Genomic DNA, 23403 nt, shown 5'->3' with positions numbered 1-23403 from the left:
CCATTGATAAAAACAAGTTTAAAGGTGCCCCATGAGCTATCCGTCTCTGAACTTTGCCCTCGGCGAAACTATCGACATGCTGCGTGATCAGGTCCGCGCATTCGTCAGCAAAGAGATCGCGCCCCGCGCCGCCCAGATCGACATCGACAACCTGTTCCCCGCGGACCTGTGGCGCAAGTTCGGCGACATGGGGCTGCTGGGCATCACGGTCGCGGAAGAGTACGGCGGTGCCGGCCTGGGTTACCTGGCCCACGTGGTCGCGATGGAGGAAATCAGCCGCGGTTCGGCGTCGGTCGCCCTATCCTACGGCGCCCACTCCAACCTGTGCGTCAACCAGATCAACCGTAACGGCAACCACGAGCAGAAAACCAAGTACCTGCCCAAGCTGATCAGCGGCGAACACATCGGCGCGCTGGCCATGAGCGAGCCGAATGCCGGTTCCGACGTGGTATCGATGAAGCTGCGTGCCGATAAACGCGGCGACCACTATGTGCTCAACGGCAGCAAGACCTGGATCACCAACGGTCCGGACGCCAATACCTATGTGATCTACGCCAAGACCGACCTGGAAAAGGGTCCGCACGGGATCACCGCGTTCATCGTCGAGCGTGACTGGAAAGGCTTCAGCCGCAGCAACAAATTCGACAAGCTGGGCATGCGTGGCTCCAACACCTGCGAGCTGTTCTTCGACGACGTCGAAGTCCCGCAGGAGAACATCCTCGGCGTGCTCAACGGTGGCGTCAAAGTCCTGATGAGCGGCCTGGACTATGAGCGCGTGGTCCTGTCCGGCGGCCCGACCGGGATCATGCAAGCCTGCATGGACCTGATCGTGCCCTACATCCACGACCGCAAGCAGTTCGGCCAGAGCATCGGCGAATTCCAGCTGATCCAGGGCAAGGTCGCCGACATGTATACCCAGCTCAACGCCAGCCGCGCCTACCTGTATGCGGTGGCCCAGGCGTGCGAGCGTGGCGAAACCACCCGCAAGGACGCCGCCGGGGTAATCCTCTACAGCGCCGAACGCGCTACCCAGATGGCCCTCGACGCGATCCAGATCCTGGGGGGCAACGGTTACATCAACGAATTCCCGGCCGGCCGCCTGCTGCGCGACGCGAAGCTGTACGAAATCGGCGCCGGCACCAGTGAGATCCGTCGCATGCTGATCGGTCGCGAACTGTTTAACGAAACCCGCTAACGGAGCTGTCCATGGCCATCCTGCACACCCAGCTCAACCCCCGTTCGGCGGAATTCGCCACTAACAGCGCGGCAATGCTTGCCCAGGTCGACGCGCTGCACACCCTGCTCGCCCAGGTACAGCAAGGCGGCGGCGCCAAGGCCCAGGAGCGGCATACCTCACGGGGTAAACTGCTGCCCCGCGAGCGGATCAACCGCTTGCTCGACCCCGGCTCACCCTTCCTGGAAATCAGCCAGTTGGCGGCGTACCAGGTGTATGGCGAAGACGTGCCGGCAGCGGGTGTGATTGCCGGCATCGGCCGGGTCGAAGGCGTCGAATGCATGATCGTTGCCAACGATGCCACGGTCAAAGGCGGCTCCTACTACCCACTGACGGTGAAAAAACACCTGCGGGCCCAGACCATTGCCCAGCAGAATCGCCTGCCGTGCATCTACCTGGTGGACTCCGGCGGTGCCAACCTGCCACGCCAGGATGAGGTGTTCCCGGACCGTGAGCACTTCGGCCGGATCTTCTTCAACCAGGCCAACATGAGCGCCATGGGCATTCCCCAGATCGCCGTGGTCATGGGTTCCTGCACCGCCGGTGGGGCTTATGTGCCGGCCATGGCCGACGAAGCCATCATGGTGCGTGAGCAGGCGACGATTTTCCTCGCCGGGCCACCGCTGGTGAAAGCCGCGACCGGTGAAGTAGTGAGTGCCGAAGACCTCGGCGGGGCCGATGTGCACTGCAAGATTTCCGGGGTCGCCGACCACTACGCCGACAGCGACGAACACGCCCTGGCCCTGGCCCGGCGCAGCGTCGCCAACCTCAACTGGCGCAAGCTGGGCGAGCTGCAGCAGCGCACGCCGATTGCCCCGCTGTTTGCCAGCGACGAGCTGTACGGCGTGGTTCCGGCTGACGCCAAGCAACCGTTTGATGTGCGTGAAGTGATCGCGCGCCTGGTCGACGGCTCGGTATTCGATGAGTTCAAGGCGCTGTTCGGCACCACCCTGGTGTGCGGTTTTGCCCATCTGCACGGTTACCCGATCGCAATCCTCGCCAACAACGGCATCCTCTTCGCCGAAGCCGCGCAGAAAGGCGCGCACTTCATCGAACTGGCCTGCCAGCGCGGGATTCCCCTGCTGTTCCTGCAAAACATCACCGGCTTCATGGTCGGCCAGAAGTACGAAGCCGGCGGCATCGCCAAGCACGGCGCCAAACTGGTGACCGCGGTGGCCTGTGCCAAGGTGCCGAAGTTCACGGTGATCATTGGCGGCAGTTTCGGCGCCGGCAACTACGGCATGTGCGGGCGCGCCTACGATCCACGGTTCCTGTGGATGTGGCCCAACGCGCGCATCGGCGTGATGGGGGCCGAGCAGGCCGCAGGCGTGCTGGTGCAGGTCAAGCGCGAGCAGGCCGAACGCAGCGGCCAGGACTTCAGCGCAGCCCAGGAAGCCGAGATCAAGCAACCGATCCTCGATCAGTACGAAGAACAAGGCCACCCCTACTACTCCAGTGCGCGTTTGTGGGACGACGGGGTCATTGACCCGGCGCAAACCCGTGACGTGCTGGCGCTGGCGTTGTCCGCTTCGCTGAACGCAGCGGTCGAACCGACCCGCTTTGGCGTGTTCCGGATGTGATCCCGCAGGCGCCAGGCTACCCGCGAAAAGAGCGCTTGAGATAAGCGCAATGACGTTCGCCGGCAAGCCCGACGCCTGCATCGAAGAGTTGTGCAGAGGTTACACATGAGCGACTTCAATACCCTGGAACTGCTGACCGATCCCCGTGGTTTCGCCACGCTCTGGCTCAGCCGCGAAGCCAAGAACAACGCGTTCAACGCCGAGATGATTCGTGAACTGATCCTGGCGCTGGACAAGGTCCAGGCCGATCCAAGCCTGCGTTTCCTGCTGGTGCGCGGCCGCGGCAAGCACTTCAGTGCCGGCGCCGACCTGGCCTGGATGCAGCAATCGGCCGAGCTCGATTACCACACCAACCTGGACGATGCCCGCGAGCTCGCCGAGTTGATGTACAACCTGGCCAAACTGAAGCTGCCGACCCTGGCCGTGGTCCAGGGCGCGGCCTTTGGCGGCGCGGTGGGCCTGGTCAGTTGCTGCGACCTGGCGATCGGCACCGACGACGCGCAGTTCTGCCTGTCGGAAGTGCGCATCGGCCTGGCGCCAGCGGTGATCAGCCCCTTCGTCGTGCAAGCCATCGGTGAGCGTGCAGCCCGTCGTTATGCGCTGACAGCCGAGCGCTTCAGTGGCCAGCGGGCCCGGGAACTGGGCCTGCTCAGCGAAAGCTATCCGGCCAGCGAGCTGGAGTCACAGGTTGAAAGCTGGATCAGCAACTTGCTGCTCAACAGCCCGCAAGCCATGCGCTCGAGCAAAGAATTGCTGCGTGAAGTCGGCAGCGGCGCACTGAACCCAGCCCTGCGCCGCTACTGCGAAAACGCCATTGCCCGGATCCGCGTCAGCCCCGAAGGCCAGGAAGGCTTGCGTGCCTTCCTGCACAAACGTCCGCCGAGCTGGCAGACAGCATCCACCACCAAGGAGCCGCGTTGATGAGCGCACCTGTACTCACCACCCTGCTGGTGGCCAACCGCGGCGAAATCGCTTGCCGGGTCATGCGCACCGCCAAGGCCCTGGGCCTGACCACCGTGGCCGTGCACAGCGCCACTGACCGTGACGCACGCCACAGCCGCGAAGCGGATATCCGCGTGGACCTGGGCGGCAGCAAAGCGGCCGACAGCTACCTGCAGATCGACAAATTGCTGGCCGCGGCCAAGGCCAGTGGCGCCCAGGCGATTCACCCCGGCTACGGCTTCCTTTCGGAGAACGCCGGCTTTGCCCGCGCCATCGAAAACGCCGGGCTGATTTTCCTCGGCCCACCGGCCTCGGCCATCGACGCCATGGGCAGCAAGTCTGCCGCCAAGGCCTTGATGGAAACCGCCGGCGTGCCGCTGGTCCCGGGGTATCACGGGCAAGCCCAGGACCTGGAAACCTTCCGCGTTGCCGCCGAGCGCATCGGCTACCCGGTGCTGCTCAAGGCCACGGCCGGTGGCGGCGGCAAGGGCATGAAAGTGGTCGAGGACACCAGCCAACTGGCCGAAGCCCTGGCCTCGGCCCAGCGTGAAGCGCTGTCATCGTTCGGCGACTCGCGGATGCTGGTGGAAAAGTACCTGCTCAAGCCGCGCCACGTGGAAATCCAGGTGTTCGCCGACCAACACGGCAACTGTCTGTACCTCAACGAACGGGACTGCTCGATTCAGCGTCGCCACCAGAAGGTGGTGGAAGAAGCCCCGGCCCCCGGCCTCAGCGCCGAGCTGCGTAAAGCCATGGGCGAAGCGGCGGTACGGGCTGCCCAGGCCATCGGTTATGTCGGTGCCGGCACCGTGGAGTTCCTGCTGGACTCGCGTGGCGAGTTCTTCTTCATGGAAATGAACACCCGCCTGCAGGTTGAACACCCGGTTACCGAAGCCATCACCGGCCTGGACCTGGTGGCCTGGCAGATTCGCGTCGCCCAGGGCGAGCCACTGCCGATGACCCAGGCGCAGGTGCCGCTGATCGGCCATGCGATCGAAGTGCGTCTGTACGCCGAAGACCCGAGCAACGACTTCCTGCCGGCTACCGGGCACCTGGCGCTGTACCGCGAATCAGCCCCGGGCCCGGGACGTCGAGTGGACAGTGGCGTCGAGGAAGGCGACGTGGTTTCGCCGTACTATGACCCGATGCTCGGCAAGCTGATTGCCTGGGGCGAGGACCGCGAACAGGCACGCCTGCGCTTGCTGAGCATGCTCGATGAGTTCGCCATTGGCGGCTTGAAGACCAACATCAGCTTCTTGCGCAGAATCGTCGCACACCCGGCATTCGCCGCAGCCGAACTGGACACCGGATTTATCCCACGCTACCAGGAACAATTGCTGCCGGCGCCCCAGGCACTCAGCGATGAGTTCTGGCACGCTGCCGCCCAGGCCTTCGCCCAAAGCCGGCGCCCCAACGTGCGCGGCGACGACCCGAGCTCACCTTGGGCCAACGGCAATGGCTTTCGTGCCGGCTTGCCGGCTGAAACCACCCTGCACCTGTGCTGTGAAGGCCAGGACCGGGCCATTACCCTGGCGCCGACCAACGCCCACACCGCCGAGCTCAAGGATGAGCAGTTGCGTGTCGAACATCAGGGGCTGCGCCGCCAGTTGCGGGCGATTCGCCAGGACCAGCATCTGTACCTGCAGTGGGCAGGCGAGTTGCGTTGCATCAGCGAGTACGATCCGATTGCCGCGGTTGAAGCCAGCCACAGCCATCAAGGCGGCCTGACCGCCCCGATGAACGGCAGCATTGTCCGGGTGTTGGTCGAACCTGGGCAGACTGTGGAAGCCGGTGCGCCGCTGGTGGTGCTCGAAGCGATGAAGATGGAGCACAGCATTCGGGCGCCCCAGGATGGCGTGATCAAGGCCTTGTATTGCCAGGAAGGCGAGATGGTCACCGAAGGCAGCGCGCTGGTCGAGCTGGAGTAACCGCGAGTCACCGGCAGGTCCTGTGAGCCAGGACCTGCCGGTTTAAAACCGCGCGGTGGCCTGCACCACCACGCCGATGATCCGACACTGCTCGGTAAACAGGGCTTTGGGGTAGGTCGGATTCAAGGGCACCAGATAACGTTGCCCGCCCTCCTCGATCAACTTGCGAAAGGTCGCTTCGGCGCTGTCGGCCCATTGCGCGATCACCAGTTTGCCCGGTACCGCTTCCACCGCCGGGTCGACCAGGATCAGCATGTCCTGGGCAATGCTGATGCCTGTGGGTGCGGTCATCGCATCCCCCACCACCACCAACCAGAAAGCTGCGCCCTGGGCATGGTAATCCGTCATCTCGGAGCGCCCGTTGCCGTAGGCCGGCACCTGGGCCTCGCGCACCTGCGACAGGACCCGCCAATCGCTCACCGGGTAACGAAAGTATGGGTTGTACTTTTGCGCCAGCGATCCCGGTTCTGCACCCTCGTCCTGCGCCTGCTCGACCTCCCTGAGCACCATGGCCACCTCGAGAAAACCCAATCCGAGTTCCTGCAACACCCGGTTCATGTCATCGAGGCTGGGCTGCCGGCGCTTGTTCAGCCAATGCCCGACGCCACCCTGTGACATGGCGAGACGCTCTGCGAGTTTTTCCTGAGTGATCCGTAGTTCACTCATCTTGGCCTTGACCAATTCAATCCATTTATCCATGGGCGGAACAATACTTCGCGCTGGCTGACCCTCAACACACACATTGTAGTATTTAATTTTTGGTCATGAATACAGTTAGTACTATTCTCTACCAACACCAACGGCCCCACACTCGGAATAGGTACTCACCATGGATCTCACCGATAACACGCTGCCCGCGTCGGAAACCACCAGCGACTTCAGTTCACTCAATAACTGCGCCGCCGCCCAACGCGCGCTGGACTATTACTTGAAACCCGCTGTTTCAGATCCCCAAGTCATCGAACGCTTCTTCGATGTCAGCCCTCACGTCAGTCGCGAGGAGGCCCTGGCACATGCCTCGGACCTGTTGCGCTGTGCGGCCGCCTCCGCCCATGAGTCAGCGGACAACCTGCAGGGCCCACGCCGCGACCTGGCGTTTTCGGTGGTGCACATGATCGACATGGCAAAAGCCATGGTGGACAGGTCACTGGACGCAGAGCGGATCTACTGAGATTACGCGGTTGAAACCGAGGTAAAACGTCGGAACCTGAGGCAGGTCGCGGCGTCTGGCAAAACGACAGGAAAGTTATTTCCTATGAGGCGGGTAAAAATAGTTGACTTGCAAATGATAATGATTATTATTGCATGCAGCTGGTCGCGAGATCAGTCGATAGACCAAGGGACCTTAGGTCGGACTCTTGGAATATCTCCTCATCAGGCTAATCACGGTTTTTGACCCGGCTTTTTGCCGGGTCTTTTTTTTGCCAGTTATTCTGGCTTTGGCTTCAGGCTAATGAAGACTGGTACTGCTAAATTCGATGGCGCGCATGATATCAAAAGACCACCTTTTTGCAACACGACTCACAAAAACCCGAATTAAACACTGACAAATAGCACTTGAGAATCAATCGCATAGCCACTAAGCTGCTGCAGCGTCAAGGACGACGCCCCCCTCCTTTCCCGGTAAATTGCCCTCGGCTTTACCCCTCGCCCGTGTAAAGTAGCGCCATAAAAATCATATCCAGGATGAGATTATGACCGTGGCTCAACGCTCCTTTGATATCACTGCCAACTTCGACAGCGGCAACATCGAAGTGCTGGACCTCAGCAATCCGCTACAGGCCTTGCTGGCCATCAAGCCCGACACCCGCAGCCCGCATTTCCAGTGGTTCCACTTCAAGGCCAGCGGCCTGCATGTGGGCGAAGAACACTGGTTTCGCCTGAGCAACGCCAGTAAGTCCTCCTACAACAAGGCCTGGGACGGTTACCAGGCGGTGGCCTCCTACGACCACGTCAACTGGTTCCGGGTGCCGACCATTTTCGAAGGCGACTGCTTGCGCTTCAGCCTGGAAGCCCGCGAGACTCACGCCTGGTTCGCCTACTTCGAGCCCTACAGCCGCGGCCGCCATGACTGGCTGATCGAGCAGGCGCTGGGCAAGGCCGGTACCGAGTTACTGGCCACCGGCAAGAGCGTCGAGGGCCGTGACATTCAACTGTTGCGCAAAGGCAGTGGCGCCGAAGGCCAGCGCAAGGTCTGGATCATCGCTCAGCAACACCCCGGCGAACACATGGCCGAATGGTTCATGGAGGGAGTGATCGAACGCCTGCAACAGCACAATGACCCAGAGCTCAACAGCCTGCTGGCCAGTGCCGACCTGTACCTGGTGCCGAACATGAACCCGGACGGGGCGTTCCACGGCCACCTGCGCACCAACGCCATGGGCCAGGACCTCAACCGTGCCTGGCAGAGCGCAAGCCAGGAAAGCAGTCCGGAAGTGTTGTTCGTGCAGCAGCACATGGACCAATACGGCGTTGACCTGTTCCTGGATATCCATGGCGATGAAGAAATCCCCTACGTATTCACGGCCGGCTGCGAAGGCAACCCTGGCTACACGCCACGCCTGGCTGCGCTCGAGGAGCACTTTCGCAGCCATCTGAAACACCAGACCCGCGACTTCCAGACCACCCACGGCTACACCCGCGACTTGCCGGGGAAAGCCAACATGACCCTGGCCTGCAACAGCGTCGGACAGAAATTCGACTGCCTGTCACTGACCCTGGAGATGCCGTTCAAGGACCACAACGACGCCCCGAACCCCCACACCGGCTGGTCCGGCAAGCGCTCGATGCAATTGGGCAAGGATGTGTTGTCGACCGTCGCCGCACTGGTGAAAACCCTGCGCTGATCGCTCAACGGGCCGCATGCCACAGCGCATGCGACCCTCAGGCCTCGCCAGCAGCGCCCTGCCCGATCAGTGATCCTTGCCGGACAGCATGCTCTGCAATACGCCGTCACGCCGGATCCAGCCATGGAACAGCGCTGCGGCCAGGTGCAGCAATACCGTGAGGAACAGCAGGTAGGCCAGGTACCCATGGGCCTTGCGCAGGAAGGCGAACAGCGCGGCATTGGCCGGCACGATTACTGGCAATTGCAGGCCAATGCCCAGCGTGACCGGATCACCCGCTGCCGAAATCATCGCCCAGCCGAGCACTGGCAAGATCAGCATCAGGGCATACAGCAGCCCATGGGACGCCTTGGCCGCGAGCACCTGCCAATCGGGCAGGTCCGCCGGCAAGGGCGGTTGACGCGTCGAGAAGCGCACGAACAGGCGCACGATCACCAGCAACAGGATCGCCACGCCCAACGGCTTGTGCAGGTGGATCAGCCATTCATGGCGCTCGGACACCGAGGCGACCATGCCGGCGCCAATGAACAGCATGGCGATCACCAGCAACGCCATCAGCCAGTGCAGCAGCCGCGCCAGGGGCGCGAAGTGGTTCGGTTGCGCGCTCATTGGGCGGCCTCCTGTTTAGCGTCAGGCAACTGACCGACTTCGCTGGTCCGGCGCAGATAGGAACTGGCGTAGGCGGCCGAACGCGCGGCCAGCAACGGGTCTTTCGAGGGCTCGATGCCACTGGGCAGGATCAGCGGGTCGTAGTTGATATCCCGGCACTCGCCACTGTTTTGCGCCTGGCTGCTTTGCAGCACCAGCGTCCCGGCGTTCAGTACCTTGCGTTCAGCCGGCCAGGCTTGACTGGCATCGTCAGTGGGGTCCGTCGGATCGGCCAGGGTGATCAGCAACTGCCAGCGCAACGGCCCGGCCTGCAGGCGCTCGCGCAAGTCCTGTTCGAGAACATCAGCGCCTTGTGCGGCGCTGGTGGTTGCGCCGTCCCGGGCCTGCGGAACGACCCCCCAACGCACGGCCTGGCGTTGACCCGCCGGATTCACCAGATAAAACGCATTGATGCCGTTATAGGTCTCGGTGGCGTAGCTGGCCGAGGGTTTGGCGCTCTTGATCCAGCGCAGGAACGGCGCAGTTTCCGGGTGCGCGGCAAAAAATGCCGGGGCGGCCGCTGGGTCCGGTTTGCCCGTTGCAGGGTCTGGGCTCTGCGCCTGCTGTAACTGATAAAACGCCTGCGGCGTACCCACCGGGAACACCGGCATGCTGTTCATGCCCGTGCGCCATTGTTGCCCATCGGCCTGAGTGAAGCGCAGCGCCAGGCTACGGATCGGCACGCTAGTATCCGGTGCGTAAGGATTGCCGCTGGGCAAGGCAAACCGCCCGACCACCGGGGTTCGTGCAGCGTTGAACACCTGCGCGGTGGAATAGGCACGCGCCTCGTTGTTGCTCTCGAAATAGCCGATCACGCACACCCCCTTGGCGTGGTTGCGGCGAAATCCTGGGTGAACGCCGTTGTTGGTTTCAAGCACGCTGACCAGTGCCTTGGGAGTCAAGCGCTGTGGGTCGAGAGAACCGTTGACGTAGGCAAAGGCCACGGCCATGGCGCCAACCACCAGGCCAATCGCTGCTAGGCGCAGGGCCAGGCTGACGGGACTTAAAGGAAGCCTGTCGGGGGGTGGGGAACGATCTACCATGTAACACTCCAGGGCCGGGAACGGCGTGTGGCAAGGATCAGGCAGACGTTGCCCTTCGACGTTTATTCCATGGCCCGATGTTTATTTCTGCGCCACGGGAATAACCTCCACTGCCAAGCGTCTCTCTGGTCCCAAGCGTAGTGACTGGCCCGCCCACCATGAACCCTCTCGACGAACAGTTACGTGAACTGATCCCCAGGCTGCGTCGCTTTGCGGTCTCGCTGACCCGCAATTCCAGCAGCGCCGACGATCTGGTGCAGTCGTGCCTGGAGCGCGCGCTGTCGAGTTGGGGCAGCAAACACCCGGAGGGCGATCTGCGGGCCTGGCTGTTTGCGATTCTGTACCGGCAGTTTCTCGACGCCCATCGCCGCTCCCGGCGTTATGCGCGGATGCTTGAGTTTTTCACCGGCCGCGACGAGCCGCAGCCTTCGCTGGAGCGCACAGTGATTGCGCAGACCACCCTGGAAGCCTTCGACCGGTTATCCACCGAGCAGCGGGCGCTGTTGCTCTGGGTTGCGGTGGAGGGCTTGAGTTATAAAGAGGTCGCCGAGATCCTCGGGGTCCCGACCGGCACCGTGATGTCTCGTCTGTCCCGGGCGCGCCAGGCTTTGCGTCAGCTCAGCGACGGTGAAATCAGTAGCCCTTCCCTGCGGAGACTCAAATGATCAGCATGCCGCCCAGCGTCAATGACCTGCACGCCTACGTCGACCATCAGCTCAACGATGCCGACCGGCGCCTGGTGGAGACGTACCTGGCGGCCAATCCGCAGATGGCCGGGCAGGTACGCGCCTGGCAGCAGGACACCCAGCAACTGCGGGCAGCCCTGGGCGGCGCCTTGCAACAACCGGACAACCCCGACCTCGACCCGGGGCTGATTCGCCAACGCCGCAAGCGCCAGTCCCGGCGCCAACTGGCCAGTGCCGCCCTGCTGCTGATCGCAGTCAGTGTCGGCGGCCTGGGTGGCTGGCAAGCACGGCAAATGACGCTCAGCGGTGGCACCCTGCCGATGACTGACGCGATGCAGGCGTATCGGATGTTCGCCCAGCAAGGCCTGCTGCCGGCCGACTATCGGGTCAGCGATGATGGCGACATGCAGGGCTGGCTCGATCATTATTTTGCCCGCGCCAACCGCCTGCCGGACCTCGCCAACGCGGGTTTCCAGCCGGTCAGTGCACGATTGCTGAGCACCGACCAGGGCCCGGCGGCCATGGTGATGTATGAAGACCAAGGCGGGCGCAAGATCAGCTTCTACATCCGCCCGCCCGGCCCGCGGAACTACCTGCTCCCCAAAGGCAGTCGCAGCGACGGAGAATTGCAGGCGCAATACTGGTCAGGGGCCGGCTACAACTATGCGATGGTCAGCGAAGCCCGCGACCCGGCTACCCAGGTCATCCAGCAAACGCTGAAGTTCTAGCCGCCAGACCCGGACGTTTACCGTTATCATTCCAACGTTTGCAGGCTCGACGCCGCCCTCTCTTCCATTGACTGGATGTGTTCATGCATACCCTTGCACAACTGCGATCCGGCGAGTTGGCCGGGATCAAACGACTGGACCTGTCGTGCGGCCTGGAGGAGTTTCCCGAGGAAATTTACAGCCTGGCGGACTCGCTCGAGGTGCTCAACCTCAGCGGCAACGCCTTGCGCCAATTGCCGGACGACCTGCACCGACTGCGCCACTTGCGGGTGCTGTTCTGTTCGAATAATCACTTGCGCGAACTGCCGGCCAGCCTGGGTCAATGCCAGCAACTGAGCATGATCGGCTGCAAGAGCAATCGCCTGCAGCGGGTCCCGGCCACGGCCCTGCCGCCACAGTTGCGCTGGTTGATCCTGACCGACAATGAACTGGAGCAATTGCCCAGCGAACTGGGGCAACGCCCCCTGCTGCAAAAACTCATGCTCGCCGGCAACCGGTTGCGCAGCCTGCCCGCCAGCCTGGGCCAGTGCCATCGGCTGGAATTGATCCGCATTGCCGAAAACCAACTCAGCGAACTGCCCCAGTGGTTGCTGACCTTGCCGTCCCTGGCCTGGCTGGCGTATGCCGGCAACCCGCTGGAAACCGAGGCCGATGCCAGCGCGCTGGCCGCCACCGCACACATCCCCTGGGCGCAATTGCAGCTGCAGCAGCGCCTGGGCGAAGGCGCTTCGGGGGTGATTCATCAGGCACGGTGGCAGCCGTCATCACTGCCGGAGCGCCAGGTCGCGGTGAAACTCTACAAAGGCTCGATGACCAGCGACGGTTCGCCCCTGCATGAAATGAACGCCTGCCTCAGCGCCGGCACTCATCCGCAGCTGATCAGCGTGCTGGGGCGCATCGTCGACCATCCACAGCAACAGGCCGGCCTGGTGATGGGGCTGATCGACCGCAGTTATCGCAACCTGGCCGCCTTGCCCAACCTGGATTCCTGCAGCCGCGACGTGTATGAGCCCGACACGCGCTTTAGCGCCGAAGTGGCATTGAACATCGCCCGTGGCATCGCCTCGGCCGCTGCGCACCTGCATCGACAGGGCATCACCCACGGCGACTTGTATGGCCACAACACTTTGTATAACGATCAGGGCGACTGCCTGCTGGGGGACTTCGGCGCAGCGTCCTTCCATGCCCGCGCCGAGACCCTGGAAACCCGCGCACTGCAACGCATCGAAGTGCGCGCCTTCGGGATTCTGCTGGGGGAGTTACTGGCGCGGATCGACTCCGGCCTGAGTGCCGCACGACGCGAGGTACTGGAGAGGTTGCAGCGCCAGTGCTGTCAGCCCCAAGTGCTGGCACGGCCCGGGTTCAACGAAGTCGTGGAGCAATTGGAAAGTCTGTGACCGCTGCGCGGTCAATAGCGAGCAGGCTCGCTCCCACAGTTGACCGAGTTGCCTGGTCGGACGCGATCTAATGTGGGAGCGAGCCTGCTCGCGATGACGGTGTCACTGGCGAATCAGATCAACCCGCCAACCCGACAAACATGTCCTGCACGTCATCGTGGTTGTCCAGGCCTTCAAGGAACGCTTCGACTTCTTCCATCTGCGCGTCAGTCAAGCCGCTGACCGGGTTCTTCGGCTTGTAGCCCAGTTTTGCCGACAACACGGTGAAACCCTGCTCCGGCAAGGCTTTCTGCACCGAATCGAGGTCGGTGGCTTCGGTGATGAACAGGGTCGCGCCGTCTTCGGCGGGTTCGAAATCCTGGGCACCGGCTTCGATTGCAGCCATCTCCGGATCGGCGTCCGGGGTGTCCGGCGATGCCTCGATCATGCCCACGTGGTCGAAGTCCCAAGCCACGGAACCGGAAGCACCCAACTGACCCTTACGGAACGCCACGCGGATTTCCGCCACGGTGCGGTTGATATTGTCGGTCACGCACTCAACGATCAGCGGTACCTGGTGCGGGGCAAACCCTTCGTAGGTCACACGGTGGTACTGCACGGTCTCACCCAGTTGACCCGAACCCTTCTTGATCGCCCGTTCCAGGGTTTCACGGGGCATCGAGGCCTTCTTGGCCTGTTCCACCACCAGGCGCAAATGCGCGTTGGTTGCGGTATCGGCACCGTTACGCGCAGCAATGGTGATTTCCTTCACCAGCTTGCCGAAGATTTTCCCCTTGGCGTTGGCTGCCGCTTCTTTGTGTTTAACCTTCCACTGTGCGCCCATAACTCACTCTCTTGATCTGTGGCGCCGAGACATCTATTGGCCGACGCTTTGCGCAAGTTTATACGGCAAAAAGTTGGCAATCGACCAAAAACTGCAGTAGATGAGCGACATCACCACAAGCGCTTGTAGGGGCTTTCTGAAATGCGCTTAGGGGCTGACTATTAACCCTCAGTGTTTCGTACCCTCGATGTCCCGAACTTCAAGGCACAAGGGTGTGTGATGCACAACGACATGGAAAGCCCGCCGGGCCTGAGCCCAACCCTGACCCTCCCCGAGCTCGCCTTGAGTTTTGCGGTGCGTCAGTTCAAAGGGCACGAAGCCCTCAACCAGCTGTACCAACTGGAGATCGAATTGCTCGGCCCCGCACCGGCGATTCGGCTTGAGCAGTGGCTGCACCAGCCGGCCTACCTCAGCCTGGGTGCGGATTGCGGTCGCCACGGGATCGTCCAGTGCGCCGCTCTGATCGAGGCAAGCGCACGGCAGATCACTTATCGTCTGACCCTGGCACCTCGCCTGGTAGCCCTGGAGCAAACGCCACGACGGCGTGTGCGGCGTGAGTTGAGCGTGCCACAACTGCTGCACCAGTTGCTCGAAGAGCACAACCTGCCCGCCGACAGTTACCGCTTCGAGCTGCACCATGGCGAGTACCCACCGCGGGCGCTGTGCATCCAGTACGACGAAACCGACCTGCACCTGCTGCATCGGCTGTGTGAAGAGGAAGGCATCCACTTTCACTTTGAACACCAGCACGAGCGACATGTACTGGTGTTCGCCGAGGACAGCGCCAGCTTCACCCAGCACCCGCTAGAGACCGCCTTTGCGCCCAGTGCCGACCAGCCGGTGATCAGCCAGTTGTTTCAATGTCACAGCCCGCCCGACTTCGCGCCGCGCCACAGCGTTCCGCCACGGGGCGAACCACAGGAGTCGCGCCCCGCGCCGGCAGACGCCGCCAATCAAATCGCTCAGGCCACAACCCAGCAGCACCAGCTCCAGTTGAGCCGGCGCGAGCTCGAACGGCTGCGGTGCCTGCACCGGCAAGTCCAGGGGCACAGTACCCAGCCGGGTCTGTGCAGTGGCGGCATCCTGCAAGTCAGCGGCCATCCTGTCGCAGTGTTCAATGACCAGTGGTTGCTCTGTGAGGTTGAGCACCAAGGCTCCGCAAGCCACTACCGCAATCAGTTCACTGCCATTCCCTGGTCCAGCGAATTCCGCCCGGCGCTCAAGCACCCCAAACCGCGCATCCACGGTCAGCAAATCGGTCGGGTGATAGAGCCGGCAGTGCTCGACGCACTGGGTCGAGTGGAGGTCCGGTTGTGGCCTGAGCAGGACGTGGGTGATGCGCCCTCGGGGCTCTGGTTGCCCAGGGTCCAGGTGGCCGCTGCCGCCACGCAGGTGCCCGCAGGCGGTAGCGAAGTCCAGGTCAGCTTCCTTGATGGTGATCCCGATCGACCGGTGTTGTATGACACCGACCTCGGCGTGGTGCGCAATGGCCCGGCACGGCACGCTGAAGAACACCCCATCAGCCTCACAGCCAATGGCAACGTGCTGCACTTGACTGCAGACAGCATCACCTTGGCCGGCCCACTGTTCAGCCCCACACCCACCCCTGGCGTGGACCCCCTCGAACAATCCAGGCTACCTCAGCCCCAGCACAGCGGCTGGAGCGGTGAAATCTCGCTGTTCGAACGCCCGCCCGCGACCACTGACCGCCTGGCCCACGCCAACTGGTACATCGTGCGTATGCCGCGCCCCGGCCTCAAGGAGTTGAGCGGCCTGGATCGCAGCGACGTGGTCATGCAGGGCACCAGCCTGGCGTCGGGTAACCTGGCGCTTTCACCGGCGCAGAAAAAACAGCTGGCCTGCGAGTTCGCCCGCACCCCGGACCAACTGTGCCTGCTGTATCCGGGGCAATGCGTGGCGCTGGCCGAGTACTTCCAGCAACACTGGAACAGCGAGCAACGCCTGAGCTTCATTGAGAGTGCCAGGCCCACCAGCCCGTCTGCACGCACGGGGCACAACCAACTGTTGTTCGACTGGTTGCTGCCCCACGCCGGCAAGGCGCCCCGGTCAGGCTAAGAGCGGCGGCAGGGAGCAATCAGCTGTGCAGTGGCTAAATCGTTACCGGCACCGTCGGCACAAGCGCACGGTTAGGTTGCAGCCCTGCCGGGCGGCTGTTCCAGTGGGGGATCAGCACCAGGGCGGAAAACAACGCGCAACCGGCAAACACGATGAACACCGTGACCGTGTCGAAGTAGCCGGGCAGCAGGCCGCCGAGGATCGCCCCGACCGAACCGCAGCCGTTGACGAAACCAGCGGCGGTGGCGCCGGCCTTGGCGGTGCCGAAGTCAATCGCGGCCGCACCGCTGATCATCGAGTCCGGTCCGTACAGGGTCAGGCCCATGACAAACAACAAGGCCACTACCAGCAACACGCTACCGGTCTGCAAGGCGCCCATGAACAGCGCCAGCGAGACAGTCAGGGCCAGCAGGCTCAGGACGCAGGCCGGCAAGCGCCGCGCACCGAACAGTTTGTCCGAGGCCAGGCCAATCATGATCGGCCCCAGCAACCCCGCCAGCTCGAACGCGGTAGGGATGATCGCTGCCCCCACCTTGCCCACGGAGGGCATTTGCTCGAAGACGATCACTGGTCCCCACAACAGAATCGCGTAACGCGCTGGCTTGAGCATGAAGTACGCCAGGCCCAGGGTCAGCACCGTGCGGTTGCGCAGAATTTCGCGCAGCGGCGCCCACATACTGATCCGGCTTTGCGCATCTGCCTCGGCAGCTGTCAGTTGCGGCTGCGGCTCCACTGCCGGCAAGCCGACGTCTTCAGGCTGGTTGCGCTGAAAGATAAAAAACAGCAGCGCCACCACTGCCACCACCGCGGCACTGGAAATGAACGCCGCATGCCAACTGCCCACCAGGGTATAGGCCCACCAGCCGACAAAAGGCGAAGCCACCAGGCCGCCAAAGGCGTAGCACGAACTCCACAGGCCCAGCACCCGGCCGCGTTGTTCGGCGGGGTAGAAACTGCCGAGATTCTTGCACAGACCGGACCACCCGGTGGCCTGCGCCAGGCCCTGGATGACCATGCAGGTAGCGAAGATCGGCAAGGTGGCAAAGTTGCCCATCACCAACGCCGCCAAGGCTGAGATCAACAATCCGCCGAACACCACCACCCGCGGCCCATAGCGATCGGCGAGGATGCCCCAGGTGAACTGGCCGACGGCATAGGCTGCCAGGTAGAGCCCGTCGAGGTTGGCCATGGCCATTTTGTCGAGGTGAAAGGTAGGGTCTTCACCGATCCCCAGCTTGGCCACGGAGAACGCTTTGCGAGTGAAGTAGAAGGCCGCGTAGGCGAGCCAGGTAATGGCGAAGATTTGCACGCGCCAACGCTTGAGGGTGCCGATGTGCTTTTGCATGGTGGATCTGACCTCAGGGTGTGAGTGTGCCGGCAGATTCCGAAAGCCAAACGCCTGTATTTTTATTGTTCAGCGCTGCGCCAGGGCCCCTTGGAGGGCGGGCGTTACCGGTCAGATGAGTCCTGCTCCATCCCTGTCTCGAGATGTTCCATGCGCGCCAGGATCATGGCCACCGCCGTGGGTCGACTGACCGACCTGCGGGGCTAGGTACGATAAAAACAGTTACTGTTGAATAAGAGAAATCGATTTATCGTATTTCAAATATACGCTCAGCCTGTAAGAGGTCACGCGATGTCGGTATCCCACGCCCAGCTCAAAGCTTTCCATGCCGTGGCCAAACACGGCAGCTTCACCAAAGCCGCCGAACGCTTGTTCCTGACTCAGCCGGCAATCTCCGACCAGGTGCGCAAACTCGAAGAGCGTTTTGGTGTGTTGTTGTTTCATCGCAACAAGCGCTCAGTGCGCCTGACCGACCTGGGTGAGCGCCTGTTGAGCATCACACAACGCCTGTTCGTGATCGAAGCCGAGGCCCAGGAACTGCTGCACGACTCCCAGGCACTGCAGACCGGCAGCCTGATCCTGGCGGTGGATGCCCCGGTCCACGTACTGCCGCAAATCGCCCGGTTCTGCGAGCGCTATCCCGGCATCAGCGTGAAGATCGAAACCGGCAACACCGACGAATCACTGTTTCGCCTGTTCAACTATCAGGCTGACCTGGCCTTGCTCGGACGGGACGTCAGCGATGCGCGCCTGCTGACACTACCGCTGCGCAACGACCCGATGGTGGCATTCGTTTCCCGCAGCCACCCCTGGGCCGACCGCGAATCGATCTGCCTGGCGGACCTGGACGACACTCCGCTGGTATTACGCGAAATCGGTTCGGTGACCCGCCAGACCCTGGAAGAAGAAATGGCCCGGGCCGGCCTGCGCATTCGCCCGGCGATCCAGGTGGAGGGCCGTGAGGCTGCACGGGAAGCCGTAGTGGTCGGGATTGGCGTGGGCGTGGTCTCGGCCGCCGAGTTCGGCGCCGACTCCCGGGTTTGCGCTCTACCGATTATCGATTGCACCCGGCGCCTGACCGAAACCCTGGTGTGCCTGCGCGAACAGAGTTCACGGCGCGTAGTGGCGACGTTTTTGCAGATGGTGCGTGAGAGCCTGGAGTAGGCAGGTCCGGCCCCATCGCGGGCAAGCCCGCTCCCACAGTGGTTCTGGGTGTTCGCAGATTTGGGGGGCATCCACTCAGCCTGTGGGAGCTGGCGCCCGCTTGCGGCGCCCGCTTGCGGCTTGCCAGCGATAGCGGTATGTCTGGCACCATCGATGTTGAATGGTCCGGCCCCATCGCGGGCAAGCCCGCTCCCACAGTGGTTCTGGGTGTTCGCAGATTTGGGGGACATCCACTCAGCTCCATCAATGTGAGCCTGCTAGCGATAGACGCGCCACATTCCATCAGGCGGGCGCCAGGGCAAAAAACGCCTGGATCAGGCGCAGGTCCCGGCGCCGCTCCATGCAGCCGATCAAGTGCCGATTGACCAGCCCCTCACCGATGATCGGCACCGCGCGCACCCGTGGGTCGTGACTAACCTCGACCGACGACACCACCCCGACCCCAAGTTCCGCCGCCACCGCCTCGGTCACCGCTTCGCGGCTGTCCAGTTCCAGCAGCACCCGAGGGGTGATCCGCGCCTGGCTGCAGGCCTCATCGAAGGTACGGCGGGTGATCGAACTCGGCTCCCGCAGGACCATGATCACCTGGTCCAGCGCCTCAAGGCTGATGCCCTGGTCCAGGCTCGACCAGGGGTGACCGGCGGGCACCAGCGCGCAGATGCGCGACTCGCTCAGGGCTTGCAGGTGCAGGCCCTTGCGCGGCTCGACTTCGGTCAGGACCGCCACGTCGGCGTGCTCGGACAGCAGCGCCGCGAGGGTTTCCTGGGCGTTGCCCAAGCGCAGGTTGACCGTGATGCCCGGGTAGCGCGCCCGCAGGCTGGCGAGCATCGGCATGACCATGTGCGGCCCGTCCGCCGCCACTTCCAGGCGCCCGGTCAGCAACTGCCGGTTGGCCTCGAGCATCACCTGGGCTTCTTCGGCCAGGCCGAACATCGCCCGGGTGATCGCCGCCAGCTTGGTGCCCTCCTCCGTCAGTTCGACCCGCCGTGCGGTGCGCCGCAGCAGCGTGATCTGGTAGTGCTCCTCCAGCGCCTTGATGTGCCCGGTGACTGCCGGCTGGCTGATGAACAGACGGGCAGCGGCCCGGGTAAAGCTGCCCTCACGGGCCACCGCATCGAATGCGCGCAGCTGGAACAGGTTCATGAATAAGCCTTACTGATGATTGGCATAACAACAAACAATTTGATTGATGGCGCGGCAAATTGCAATTTATCTCCCGTAGCTTCATCCCATCGATAACGAGGACACGCGAATGAGCACTGCCGAACCCATCCTGCTCACCCCCGGCCCACTGACGACTTCGGCCCGCACCCGCCAGGCGATGATGGTCGACTGGGGTTCATGGGATGACCGCTTCAACCAACTGACCGCCAGCCTCTGCGAACAACTGCTGAGCATCGTCAACGGCGCCGACAGCCACCACTGCGTGCCCCTGCAAGGCAGCGGGACCTTCGCCGTCGAAGCGGCGATCGGCACCCTGGTGCCCCGCGACGGTAAAGTGCTGGTGCTGATCAACGGCGCGTACGGCAAGCGCCTGGCGAAAATCTGTGAATACCTGGGCCGCTCGTTCAGCACCTTCGAAACCGCTGAAGACGAGCCGACCACCGCCGCCGACGTCGACCGCCTGCTGCGGGCCGACACCAGCATCACCCACGTTGCGCTGATCCACTGCGAAACCAGCACCGGGATTCTCAACCCGTTGGCCGACATTGCCCAGGTCATCGCCGAGCACGGCAAACGCCTGATCATCGACGCCATGAGTTCGTTTGGTGCGCTACCGATCGACGCCCGGCAAGTGCCCTTCGACGCGTTGATCGCCGCCAGCGGCAAGTGCCTGGAAGGCGTGCCCGGCATGGGTTTTGTCTTCGCCAACAAGGACGCCCTGGCCAATGCGGCCGGCAACTCCCATTCGCTGGCCATGGACCTGTTCGACCAGCACAGCTATATGGCCAAGACCGGCCAGTGGCGCTTCACCCCGCCGACCCACGTGGTCGCGGCGCTGCACGAAGCCCTGCTGCAATACAACGAAGAAGGCGGCTTGGCGGTTCGCCACCAACGCTACGCCGACAACTGCCAGGTGCTGCTCGAAGAAATGGCCAGGCTTGGCTTGCGCAGCTTCCTGCCGACGGCCATCCAGGCGCCGATCATCGTCACCTTTCACGCCCCGCAGGACCCACGCTATCAATTCAAGGAGTTCTACGAACGGGTCAAGGCCAAGGGTTTCATCCTCTACCCGGGCAAGTTGACCCAGGTCGAAACCTTCCGCGTCGGCTGCATCGGTCACGTCAACCAGGCCGAGATGCGCGCCGCAGTGGCCGCCGTGGCCGAGGTCTTGCGCGAGATGGAAGTGCTCGACATCTGACTGTTCAGTGCTCAGCCGGACGCAGGCTACGCCAGCTGCTGCAGGGTTCACTATTTCCCAAATACAGGATTCGCAAACCATGAACTACAACAACCCAACTCAACTGCAAGCCGCCATCCTCGACTGGGCCGGCACCGTAGTCGACTTCGGCTCGTTCGCGCCGACCCAGATCTTTGTCGAGGCGTTCGCCGAATTCGACGTGCAGGTCTCCATCGAAGAAGCCCGTGGCCCGATGGGCATGGGCAAGTGGGACCACATCCGCACCCTGTGTGACCAGCCACAAGTGGCCGAGCGTTATCGCAAGGTGTTTGGCCGCACCCCGACCGACGATGACGTGACCGCCATCTATCAACGTTTCATGCCGCTGCAGATCGAAAAGATCGCCGAGCACTCGGCGCTGATCCCTGGCGCCCTGGAGACCATTGCCAACCTGCGCCAGCAAGGCATCAAGATCGGTTCCTGCTCCGGCTATCCGAAACAGGTGATGGACAAGGTGGTCGAGCTGGCAGCCACCAACGGCTACATCGCCGATCACGTGGTCGCCACCGACGAAGTGCCCAACGGTCGCCCATGGCCAGCCCAGGCCCTGGCCAACGTCATCGCCCTGGGCATCAACGACGTCGCCGCCTGCGTGAAGATCGATGACACCGTACCCGGGATCCTCGAAGGCCGAAGCGCCGGGATGTGGACCGTCGCCCTGATCTGCTCCGGCAACGCGCTGGGCCTGACGTACGAGGGCTATCGCGCCCTGGGCAGCGACACCCTGGCTATCGAGCGCGAGCGCATTCATCGCCTGTTCGAAGGTTCGCGCCCGCACTACATGATCGACACCATCACCGACCTGCCGCAGGTGATCGCCGACATCAACAAACGCCTGGCCCAGGGTGAGATGCCACAAAGCAGCTGATCACCCTCGCGCCCGACAAAGCGCCAGCCCTTGACCGGGGCTGGCGCTTTTTTTTGGGTAAAGCCCTGTGACAGAGCGCTATACGTAGGACAAAAGCCTGACCTGGCTCAGGCAATTCCTTCCTAACAGGATTACAGTGAAGGCACTCCGTCGCACAAGAATGGAGATTTGTGACCTGAACAGTGAGGAAAAAACCCTATGCCCTGGAAGAACTCTGTCTCACGCTACAGCAGCGTATCGATCGCGCTGCACTGGTTGATGCTGGTGCTGCTGGCCGTGGTATACGCCACCATCGAACTGCGGGGGATCTTTCCCAAAGGCAGTGGCGGTCGGACCCTGATCAAGGAAGCGCACTTCATGCTCGGCCTGACCGTGTTCGTCCTGGTCTGGTTGCGCCTGTTCGCCCGCAGCCTGGGGGTGGCACCGAAAATCGTACCCACTCCACCGCGCTGGCAAAGCCTGCTGGCGACCCTGATGCACGTCGCGCTGTATGTATTCATGATCGGCATGCCGATTCTCGGCTGGCTGATCACCAGCGCCGCAGGCCATCAAGTGATGTTCTATGGCATCGACCTGCCAATGCTGATCGGCGAAGACAAGGAGCTGGCCAAGCAGATCGAAGGCTGGCACGTGCTGGGGGGCACCATCGGTTACTGGCTGATCGGCCTGCATGCCGTGGCCGGACTGGCGCACCATTATTTCTACCGCGACAACACCCTGCTACGGATGATGCCCAAGCGCGGTTAACCACCTGCCTGGGAGGTAAATCCCCGGCGGCCCTGCAAGCCGCCGGTGTGCACAAAGATCCAGCGTGTGCCGGGGGCCACGTGCCCCGCCTCGACCTGTTGCTTGAGCGCCAGCAAGGCCTTGCCGGTGTACAGCGGCTCCAGCGGCAGACCGCTGGCCTGCTCGGTGGCCTCGATGAACGCCAGGAGCACCGGGTCGACCTTGGCAAAACCGCCACGGCTGCCATCGATCAGCCGATAGTCGCCACCTGACCAGCCGCCCTGCGCCAGGATCGCTGCGACCTGCCCGGCCACTCCGTGGTCGTCCGGCACCGCCAACACACCCTGCACCGCATGCCTGCCCGCCTCGGCCAGCACCAGGCCCGCCAGGGTGGTACCGGTCCCGCAGGCCAGCCACCAACCGTGGTGATCGGTCCAGCCCAGGCCAGGCAACTGCTCAGCGACCAGGTCCAGCAGTTGCCCGCAACCCCGCGCACCCGCCAAGCCGCCACCGCCCTCGGGGATTGGCGCAAACCCCGGGTACTGCGCCAACCACGGCTGCCAGAACCCAGGTTCATGCCGGGCTCGATAGCCGCCGTAACCCAGCCAGTGCAGGTGCATGCCGAACGCCTGCAGGTCTTGCACCGTGGCATTGGACTGGGGATGCCCGCGCAACAGACCGACGGTGGCAAAGCCAAATCGCTTGCCGGCCGCCGCCAGGGCGTGCAGGTGATTGGACCAGGCACCGCCCAGGCTGATGACGCCCTGTGCTCCCGCCTCGCTGGCGAGCCGGAGGTGATCCATCAGCTTGAACCACTTGTTGCCACAGATCAGCGGGTCGATCAGGTCCAGGCGCAGCACCGCGACCTCGACACCGGCACGGTCGAGCCAGTCCAGGTGCAGGGGTTCGAGGGGAGCGCGGGGAGACCAATCGGCAGGTACGCAAAACATCGGCAACATCGTTCACCA

Annotated in this window: 21 protein-coding genes; 14 read left to right on the top strand and 7 right to left on the bottom strand. The window is 63.0% G+C overall.

Translation table 11 applies throughout. The features are described from left to right. The first annotated feature begins 31 nt into the window (after positions 1-31). The 4 genes from ACM6IP_RS22505 (at position 32) to ACM6IP_RS22490 (ending at position 5684) form a co-directional block, all read left to right on the top strand. Positions 32-1195 (top strand): isovaleryl-CoA dehydrogenase, encoded by a 1164-nt coding sequence (locus ACM6IP_RS22505; RefSeq protein WP_095167847.1) that lies wholly within the window; start codon positions 32-34, stop codon positions 1193-1195. 11 nt (positions 1196-1206) lie between these two features. Further along, complete coding sequence (locus tag ACM6IP_RS22500; RefSeq protein WP_320334048.1) at positions 1207-2814, top strand: carboxyl transferase domain-containing protein; 1608 nt, start codon at positions 1207-1209, stop codon at positions 2812-2814. A 105-nt stretch (positions 2815-2919) separates the two neighbouring features. Continuing rightward, positions 2920-3735, top strand: a complete 816-nt coding sequence (locus ACM6IP_RS22495; protein ID WP_095167844.1) for a gamma-carboxygeranoyl-CoA hydratase — start codon at positions 2920-2922, stop codon at positions 3733-3735. Further along, positions 3735-5684, top strand: a complete 1950-nt coding sequence (locus tag ACM6IP_RS22490) for an acetyl/propionyl/methylcrotonyl-CoA carboxylase subunit alpha (RefSeq protein ID WP_095167842.1) — start codon at positions 3735-3737, stop codon at positions 5682-5684. Before ACM6IP_RS22495 ends, ACM6IP_RS22490 begins: the two co-directional genes overlap by 1 nt. A 42-nt stretch (positions 5685-5726) precedes the next feature. On the opposite strand, the gene ACM6IP_RS22485 is transcribed toward ACM6IP_RS22490, so the two are convergent. Further along, positions 5727-6383, bottom strand: coding sequence for a LexA family transcriptional regulator (locus ACM6IP_RS22485; protein ID WP_095167840.1), 657 nt, complete (start codon positions 6381-6383; stop codon positions 5727-5729). A 130-nt stretch (positions 6384-6513) separates the two neighbouring features. Between ACM6IP_RS22485 and ACM6IP_RS22480 the strand changes: the two genes are divergently transcribed. Both ACM6IP_RS22480 and ACM6IP_RS22475 read left to right on the top strand, forming a co-directional pair. Next, entirely contained in the window at positions 6514-6855 is a 342-nt protein-coding gene (locus tag ACM6IP_RS22480) for a DUF6124 family protein (RefSeq protein WP_095167838.1), read from the top strand. Between the two features lie 523 nt (positions 6856-7378). Next, on the top strand, positions 7379-8530 hold the full coding sequence (locus ACM6IP_RS22475) for a M14-type cytosolic carboxypeptidase (protein WP_095167837.1): 1152 nt from the start codon (positions 7379-7381) through the stop codon (positions 8528-8530). A gap of 66 nt (positions 8531-8596) precedes the next feature. Here the strand turns inward: ACM6IP_RS22475 and ACM6IP_RS22470 are convergent, their stop codons facing one another. Then, positions 8597-9139, bottom strand: a complete 543-nt coding sequence (locus tag ACM6IP_RS22470) for a cytochrome b (RefSeq protein WP_414862302.1) — start codon at positions 9137-9139, stop codon at positions 8597-8599. Continuing rightward, positions 9136-10221 carry a catalase family peroxidase gene (locus ACM6IP_RS22465; protein WP_414862301.1) on the bottom strand — a complete coding sequence of 362 codons (1086 nt, stop codon included), beginning with the start codon at positions 10219-10221 and terminating at the stop codon, positions 9136-9138. Before ACM6IP_RS22465 ends, ACM6IP_RS22470 begins: the two co-directional genes overlap by 4 nt. A 158-nt stretch (positions 10222-10379) precedes the next feature. Here ACM6IP_RS22465 and ACM6IP_RS22460 point away from each other — a divergent pair, with 158 nt between their 5' ends. The 3 genes from ACM6IP_RS22460 (at position 10380) to ACM6IP_RS22450 (ending at position 13032) form a co-directional block, all read left to right on the top strand. Further along, entirely contained in the window at positions 10380-10886 is a 507-nt protein-coding gene (locus tag ACM6IP_RS22460) for a sigma-70 family RNA polymerase sigma factor (protein WP_401126618.1), read from the top strand. Further along, complete coding sequence (locus ACM6IP_RS22455; protein ID WP_414862300.1) at positions 10883-11635, top strand: anti-sigma factor family protein; 753 nt, start codon at positions 10883-10885, stop codon at positions 11633-11635. The genes ACM6IP_RS22460 and ACM6IP_RS22455 overlap by 4 nt, the downstream gene beginning before the upstream one ends. 83 nt (positions 11636-11718) lie before the next feature. Further along, positions 11719-13032, top strand: a complete 1314-nt coding sequence (locus tag ACM6IP_RS22450; protein WP_414862299.1) for a leucine-rich repeat-containing protein kinase family protein — start codon at positions 11719-11721, stop codon at positions 13030-13032. 118 nt (positions 13033-13150) lie between these two features. Here the strand turns inward: ACM6IP_RS22450 and ACM6IP_RS22445 are convergent, their stop codons facing one another. Next, positions 13151-13855 (bottom strand): YebC/PmpR family DNA-binding transcriptional regulator, encoded by a 705-nt coding sequence (locus tag ACM6IP_RS22445; protein ID WP_095167828.1) that lies wholly within the window; start codon positions 13853-13855, stop codon positions 13151-13153. A gap of 219 nt (positions 13856-14074) precedes the next feature. On the opposite strand from ACM6IP_RS22445, the gene ACM6IP_RS22440 reads away from it, so the two are divergent. Beyond that, on the top strand, positions 14075-15931 hold the full coding sequence (locus tag ACM6IP_RS22440) for a type VI secretion system Vgr family protein (RefSeq protein ID WP_414862298.1): 1857 nt from the start codon (positions 14075-14077) through the stop codon (positions 15929-15931). Between the two features lie 34 nt (positions 15932-15965). Here the strand turns inward: ACM6IP_RS22440 and ACM6IP_RS22435 are convergent, their stop codons facing one another. Beyond that, positions 15966-17276 carry an MFS transporter gene (locus tag ACM6IP_RS22435; RefSeq protein WP_159994609.1) on the bottom strand — a complete coding sequence of 437 codons (1311 nt, stop codon included), beginning with the start codon at positions 17274-17276 and terminating at the stop codon, positions 15966-15968. Positions 17277-17567: 291 nt separating this feature from the next. Between ACM6IP_RS22435 and ACM6IP_RS22430 the strand changes: the two genes are divergently transcribed. Continuing rightward, entirely contained in the window at positions 17568-18440 is an 873-nt protein-coding gene (locus ACM6IP_RS22430) for a LysR family transcriptional regulator (protein ID WP_095167822.1), read from the top strand. A 282-nt stretch (positions 18441-18722) separates the two neighbouring features. Here ACM6IP_RS22430 and ACM6IP_RS22425 read toward each other — a convergent pair whose 3' ends face one another. Next, on the bottom strand, positions 18723-19583 hold the full coding sequence (locus ACM6IP_RS22425; protein ID WP_159994607.1) for a LysR substrate-binding domain-containing protein: 861 nt from the start codon (positions 19581-19583) through the stop codon (positions 18723-18725). A 109-nt stretch (positions 19584-19692) separates the two neighbouring features. Between ACM6IP_RS22425 and ACM6IP_RS22420 the strand changes: the two genes are divergently transcribed. The 3 genes from ACM6IP_RS22420 to ACM6IP_RS22410 all read left to right on the top strand — a co-directional run bounded on the left by ACM6IP_RS22420 (position 19693) and on the right by ACM6IP_RS22410 (position 22456). Then, positions 19693-20802, top strand: coding sequence for a 2-aminoethylphosphonate--pyruvate transaminase (locus ACM6IP_RS22420; RefSeq protein WP_414862297.1), 1110 nt, complete (start codon positions 19693-19695; stop codon positions 20800-20802). Positions 20803-20881: 79 nt separating this feature from the next. Beyond that, positions 20882-21709 (top strand): phosphonoacetaldehyde hydrolase, encoded by an 828-nt coding sequence (gene phnX, locus ACM6IP_RS22415; protein ID WP_095167817.1) that lies wholly within the window; start codon positions 20882-20884, stop codon positions 21707-21709. Between the two features lie 198 nt (positions 21710-21907). Continuing rightward, the gene (locus tag ACM6IP_RS22410; RefSeq protein WP_159994605.1) at positions 21908-22456 is read left to right on the top strand and encodes a cytochrome b; all 549 of its coding nucleotides are present in this window, start codon (positions 21908-21910) and stop codon (positions 22454-22456) included. Here ACM6IP_RS22410 and ACM6IP_RS22405 read toward each other — a convergent pair. Beyond that, complete coding sequence (locus ACM6IP_RS22405; protein ID WP_414862296.1) at positions 22453-23385, bottom strand: 1-aminocyclopropane-1-carboxylate deaminase/D-cysteine desulfhydrase; 933 nt, start codon at positions 23383-23385, stop codon at positions 22453-22455. The two genes, ACM6IP_RS22410 and ACM6IP_RS22405, sit on opposite strands and share 4 nt — an antisense overlap. Between the last annotated feature and the right edge of the window lie 18 nt (positions 23386-23403).

Origin of the sequence: Pseudomonas sp. IT-P176 (genome assembly GCF_949767245.1) — a bacterium.
Classification (GTDB): domain Bacteria; phylum Pseudomonadota; class Gammaproteobacteria; order Pseudomonadales; family Pseudomonadaceae; genus Aquipseudomonas.
The sequence above is the reverse complement of the archived record's forward strand: the minus strand, read 5'-3'. Positions and strand labels throughout refer to the sequence as shown.

Excerpts from the sequence above, each read along its gene's own strand:
- ACM6IP_RS22475 (WP_095167837.1), top strand. The coding sequence starts at position 7,379 with ATGACCGTGGCTCAACGCTCCTTTGATATCACTGCCAACTTCGACAGC.
- ACM6IP_RS22440 (WP_414862298.1), top strand. The coding sequence starts at position 14,075 with ATGCACAACGACATGGAAAGCCCGCCGGGCCTGAGCCCAACCCTGACC.
- ACM6IP_RS22485 (WP_095167840.1), bottom strand. The coding sequence starts at position 6,383 with ATGGATAAATGGATTGAATTGGTCAAGGCCAAGATGAGTGAACTACGG.
- ACM6IP_RS22410 (WP_159994605.1), top strand. The coding sequence starts at position 21,908 with ATGCCCTGGAAGAACTCTGTCTCACGCTACAGCAGCGTATCGATCGCG.
- ACM6IP_RS22505 (WP_095167847.1), top strand. The coding sequence starts at position 32 with ATGAGCTATCCGTCTCTGAACTTTGCCCTCGGCGAAACTATCGACATG.
- ACM6IP_RS22500 (WP_320334048.1), top strand. The coding sequence starts at position 1,207 with ATGGCCATCCTGCACACCCAGCTCAACCCCCGTTCGGCGGAATTCGCC.
- ACM6IP_RS22495 (WP_095167844.1), top strand. The coding sequence starts at position 2,920 with ATGAGCGACTTCAATACCCTGGAACTGCTGACCGATCCCCGTGGTTTC.
- ACM6IP_RS22480 (WP_095167838.1), top strand. The coding sequence starts at position 6,514 with ATGGATCTCACCGATAACACGCTGCCCGCGTCGGAAACCACCAGCGAC.
- ACM6IP_RS22425 (WP_159994607.1), bottom strand. The coding sequence starts at position 19,583 with ATGAACCTGTTCCAGCTGCGCGCATTCGATGCGGTGGCCCGTGAGGGC.
- ACM6IP_RS22450 (WP_414862299.1), top strand. The coding sequence starts at position 11,719 with ATGCATACCCTTGCACAACTGCGATCCGGCGAGTTGGCCGGGATCAAA.
- ACM6IP_RS22430 (WP_095167822.1), top strand. The coding sequence starts at position 17,568 with ATGTCGGTATCCCACGCCCAGCTCAAAGCTTTCCATGCCGTGGCCAAA.
- ACM6IP_RS22445 (WP_095167828.1), bottom strand. The coding sequence starts at position 13,855 with ATGGGCGCACAGTGGAAGGTTAAACACAAAGAAGCGGCAGCCAACGCC.
- ACM6IP_RS22470 (WP_414862302.1), bottom strand. The coding sequence starts at position 9,139 with ATGAGCGCGCAACCGAACCACTTCGCGCCCCTGGCGCGGCTGCTGCAC.
- phnX (WP_095167817.1), top strand. The coding sequence starts at position 20,882 with ATGAACTACAACAACCCAACTCAACTGCAAGCCGCCATCCTCGACTGG.
- ACM6IP_RS22465 (WP_414862301.1), bottom strand. The coding sequence starts at position 10,221 with ATGGTAGATCGTTCCCCACCCCCCGACAGGCTTCCTTTAAGTCCCGTC.
- ACM6IP_RS22435 (WP_159994609.1), bottom strand. The coding sequence starts at position 17,276 with ATGCAAAAGCACATCGGCACCCTCAAGCGTTGGCGCGTGCAAATCTTC.
- ACM6IP_RS22455 (WP_414862300.1), top strand. The coding sequence starts at position 10,883 with ATGATCAGCATGCCGCCCAGCGTCAATGACCTGCACGCCTACGTCGAC.
- ACM6IP_RS22490 (WP_095167842.1), top strand. The coding sequence starts at position 3,735 with ATGAGCGCACCTGTACTCACCACCCTGCTGGTGGCCAACCGCGGCGAA.
- ACM6IP_RS22405 (WP_414862296.1), bottom strand. The coding sequence starts at position 23,385 with ATGTTTTGCGTACCTGCCGATTGGTCTCCCCGCGCTCCCCTCGAACCC.
- ACM6IP_RS22460 (WP_401126618.1), top strand. The coding sequence starts at position 10,380 with ATGAACCCTCTCGACGAACAGTTACGTGAACTGATCCCCAGGCTGCGT.
- ACM6IP_RS22420 (WP_414862297.1), top strand. The coding sequence starts at position 19,693 with ATGAGCACTGCCGAACCCATCCTGCTCACCCCCGGCCCACTGACGACT.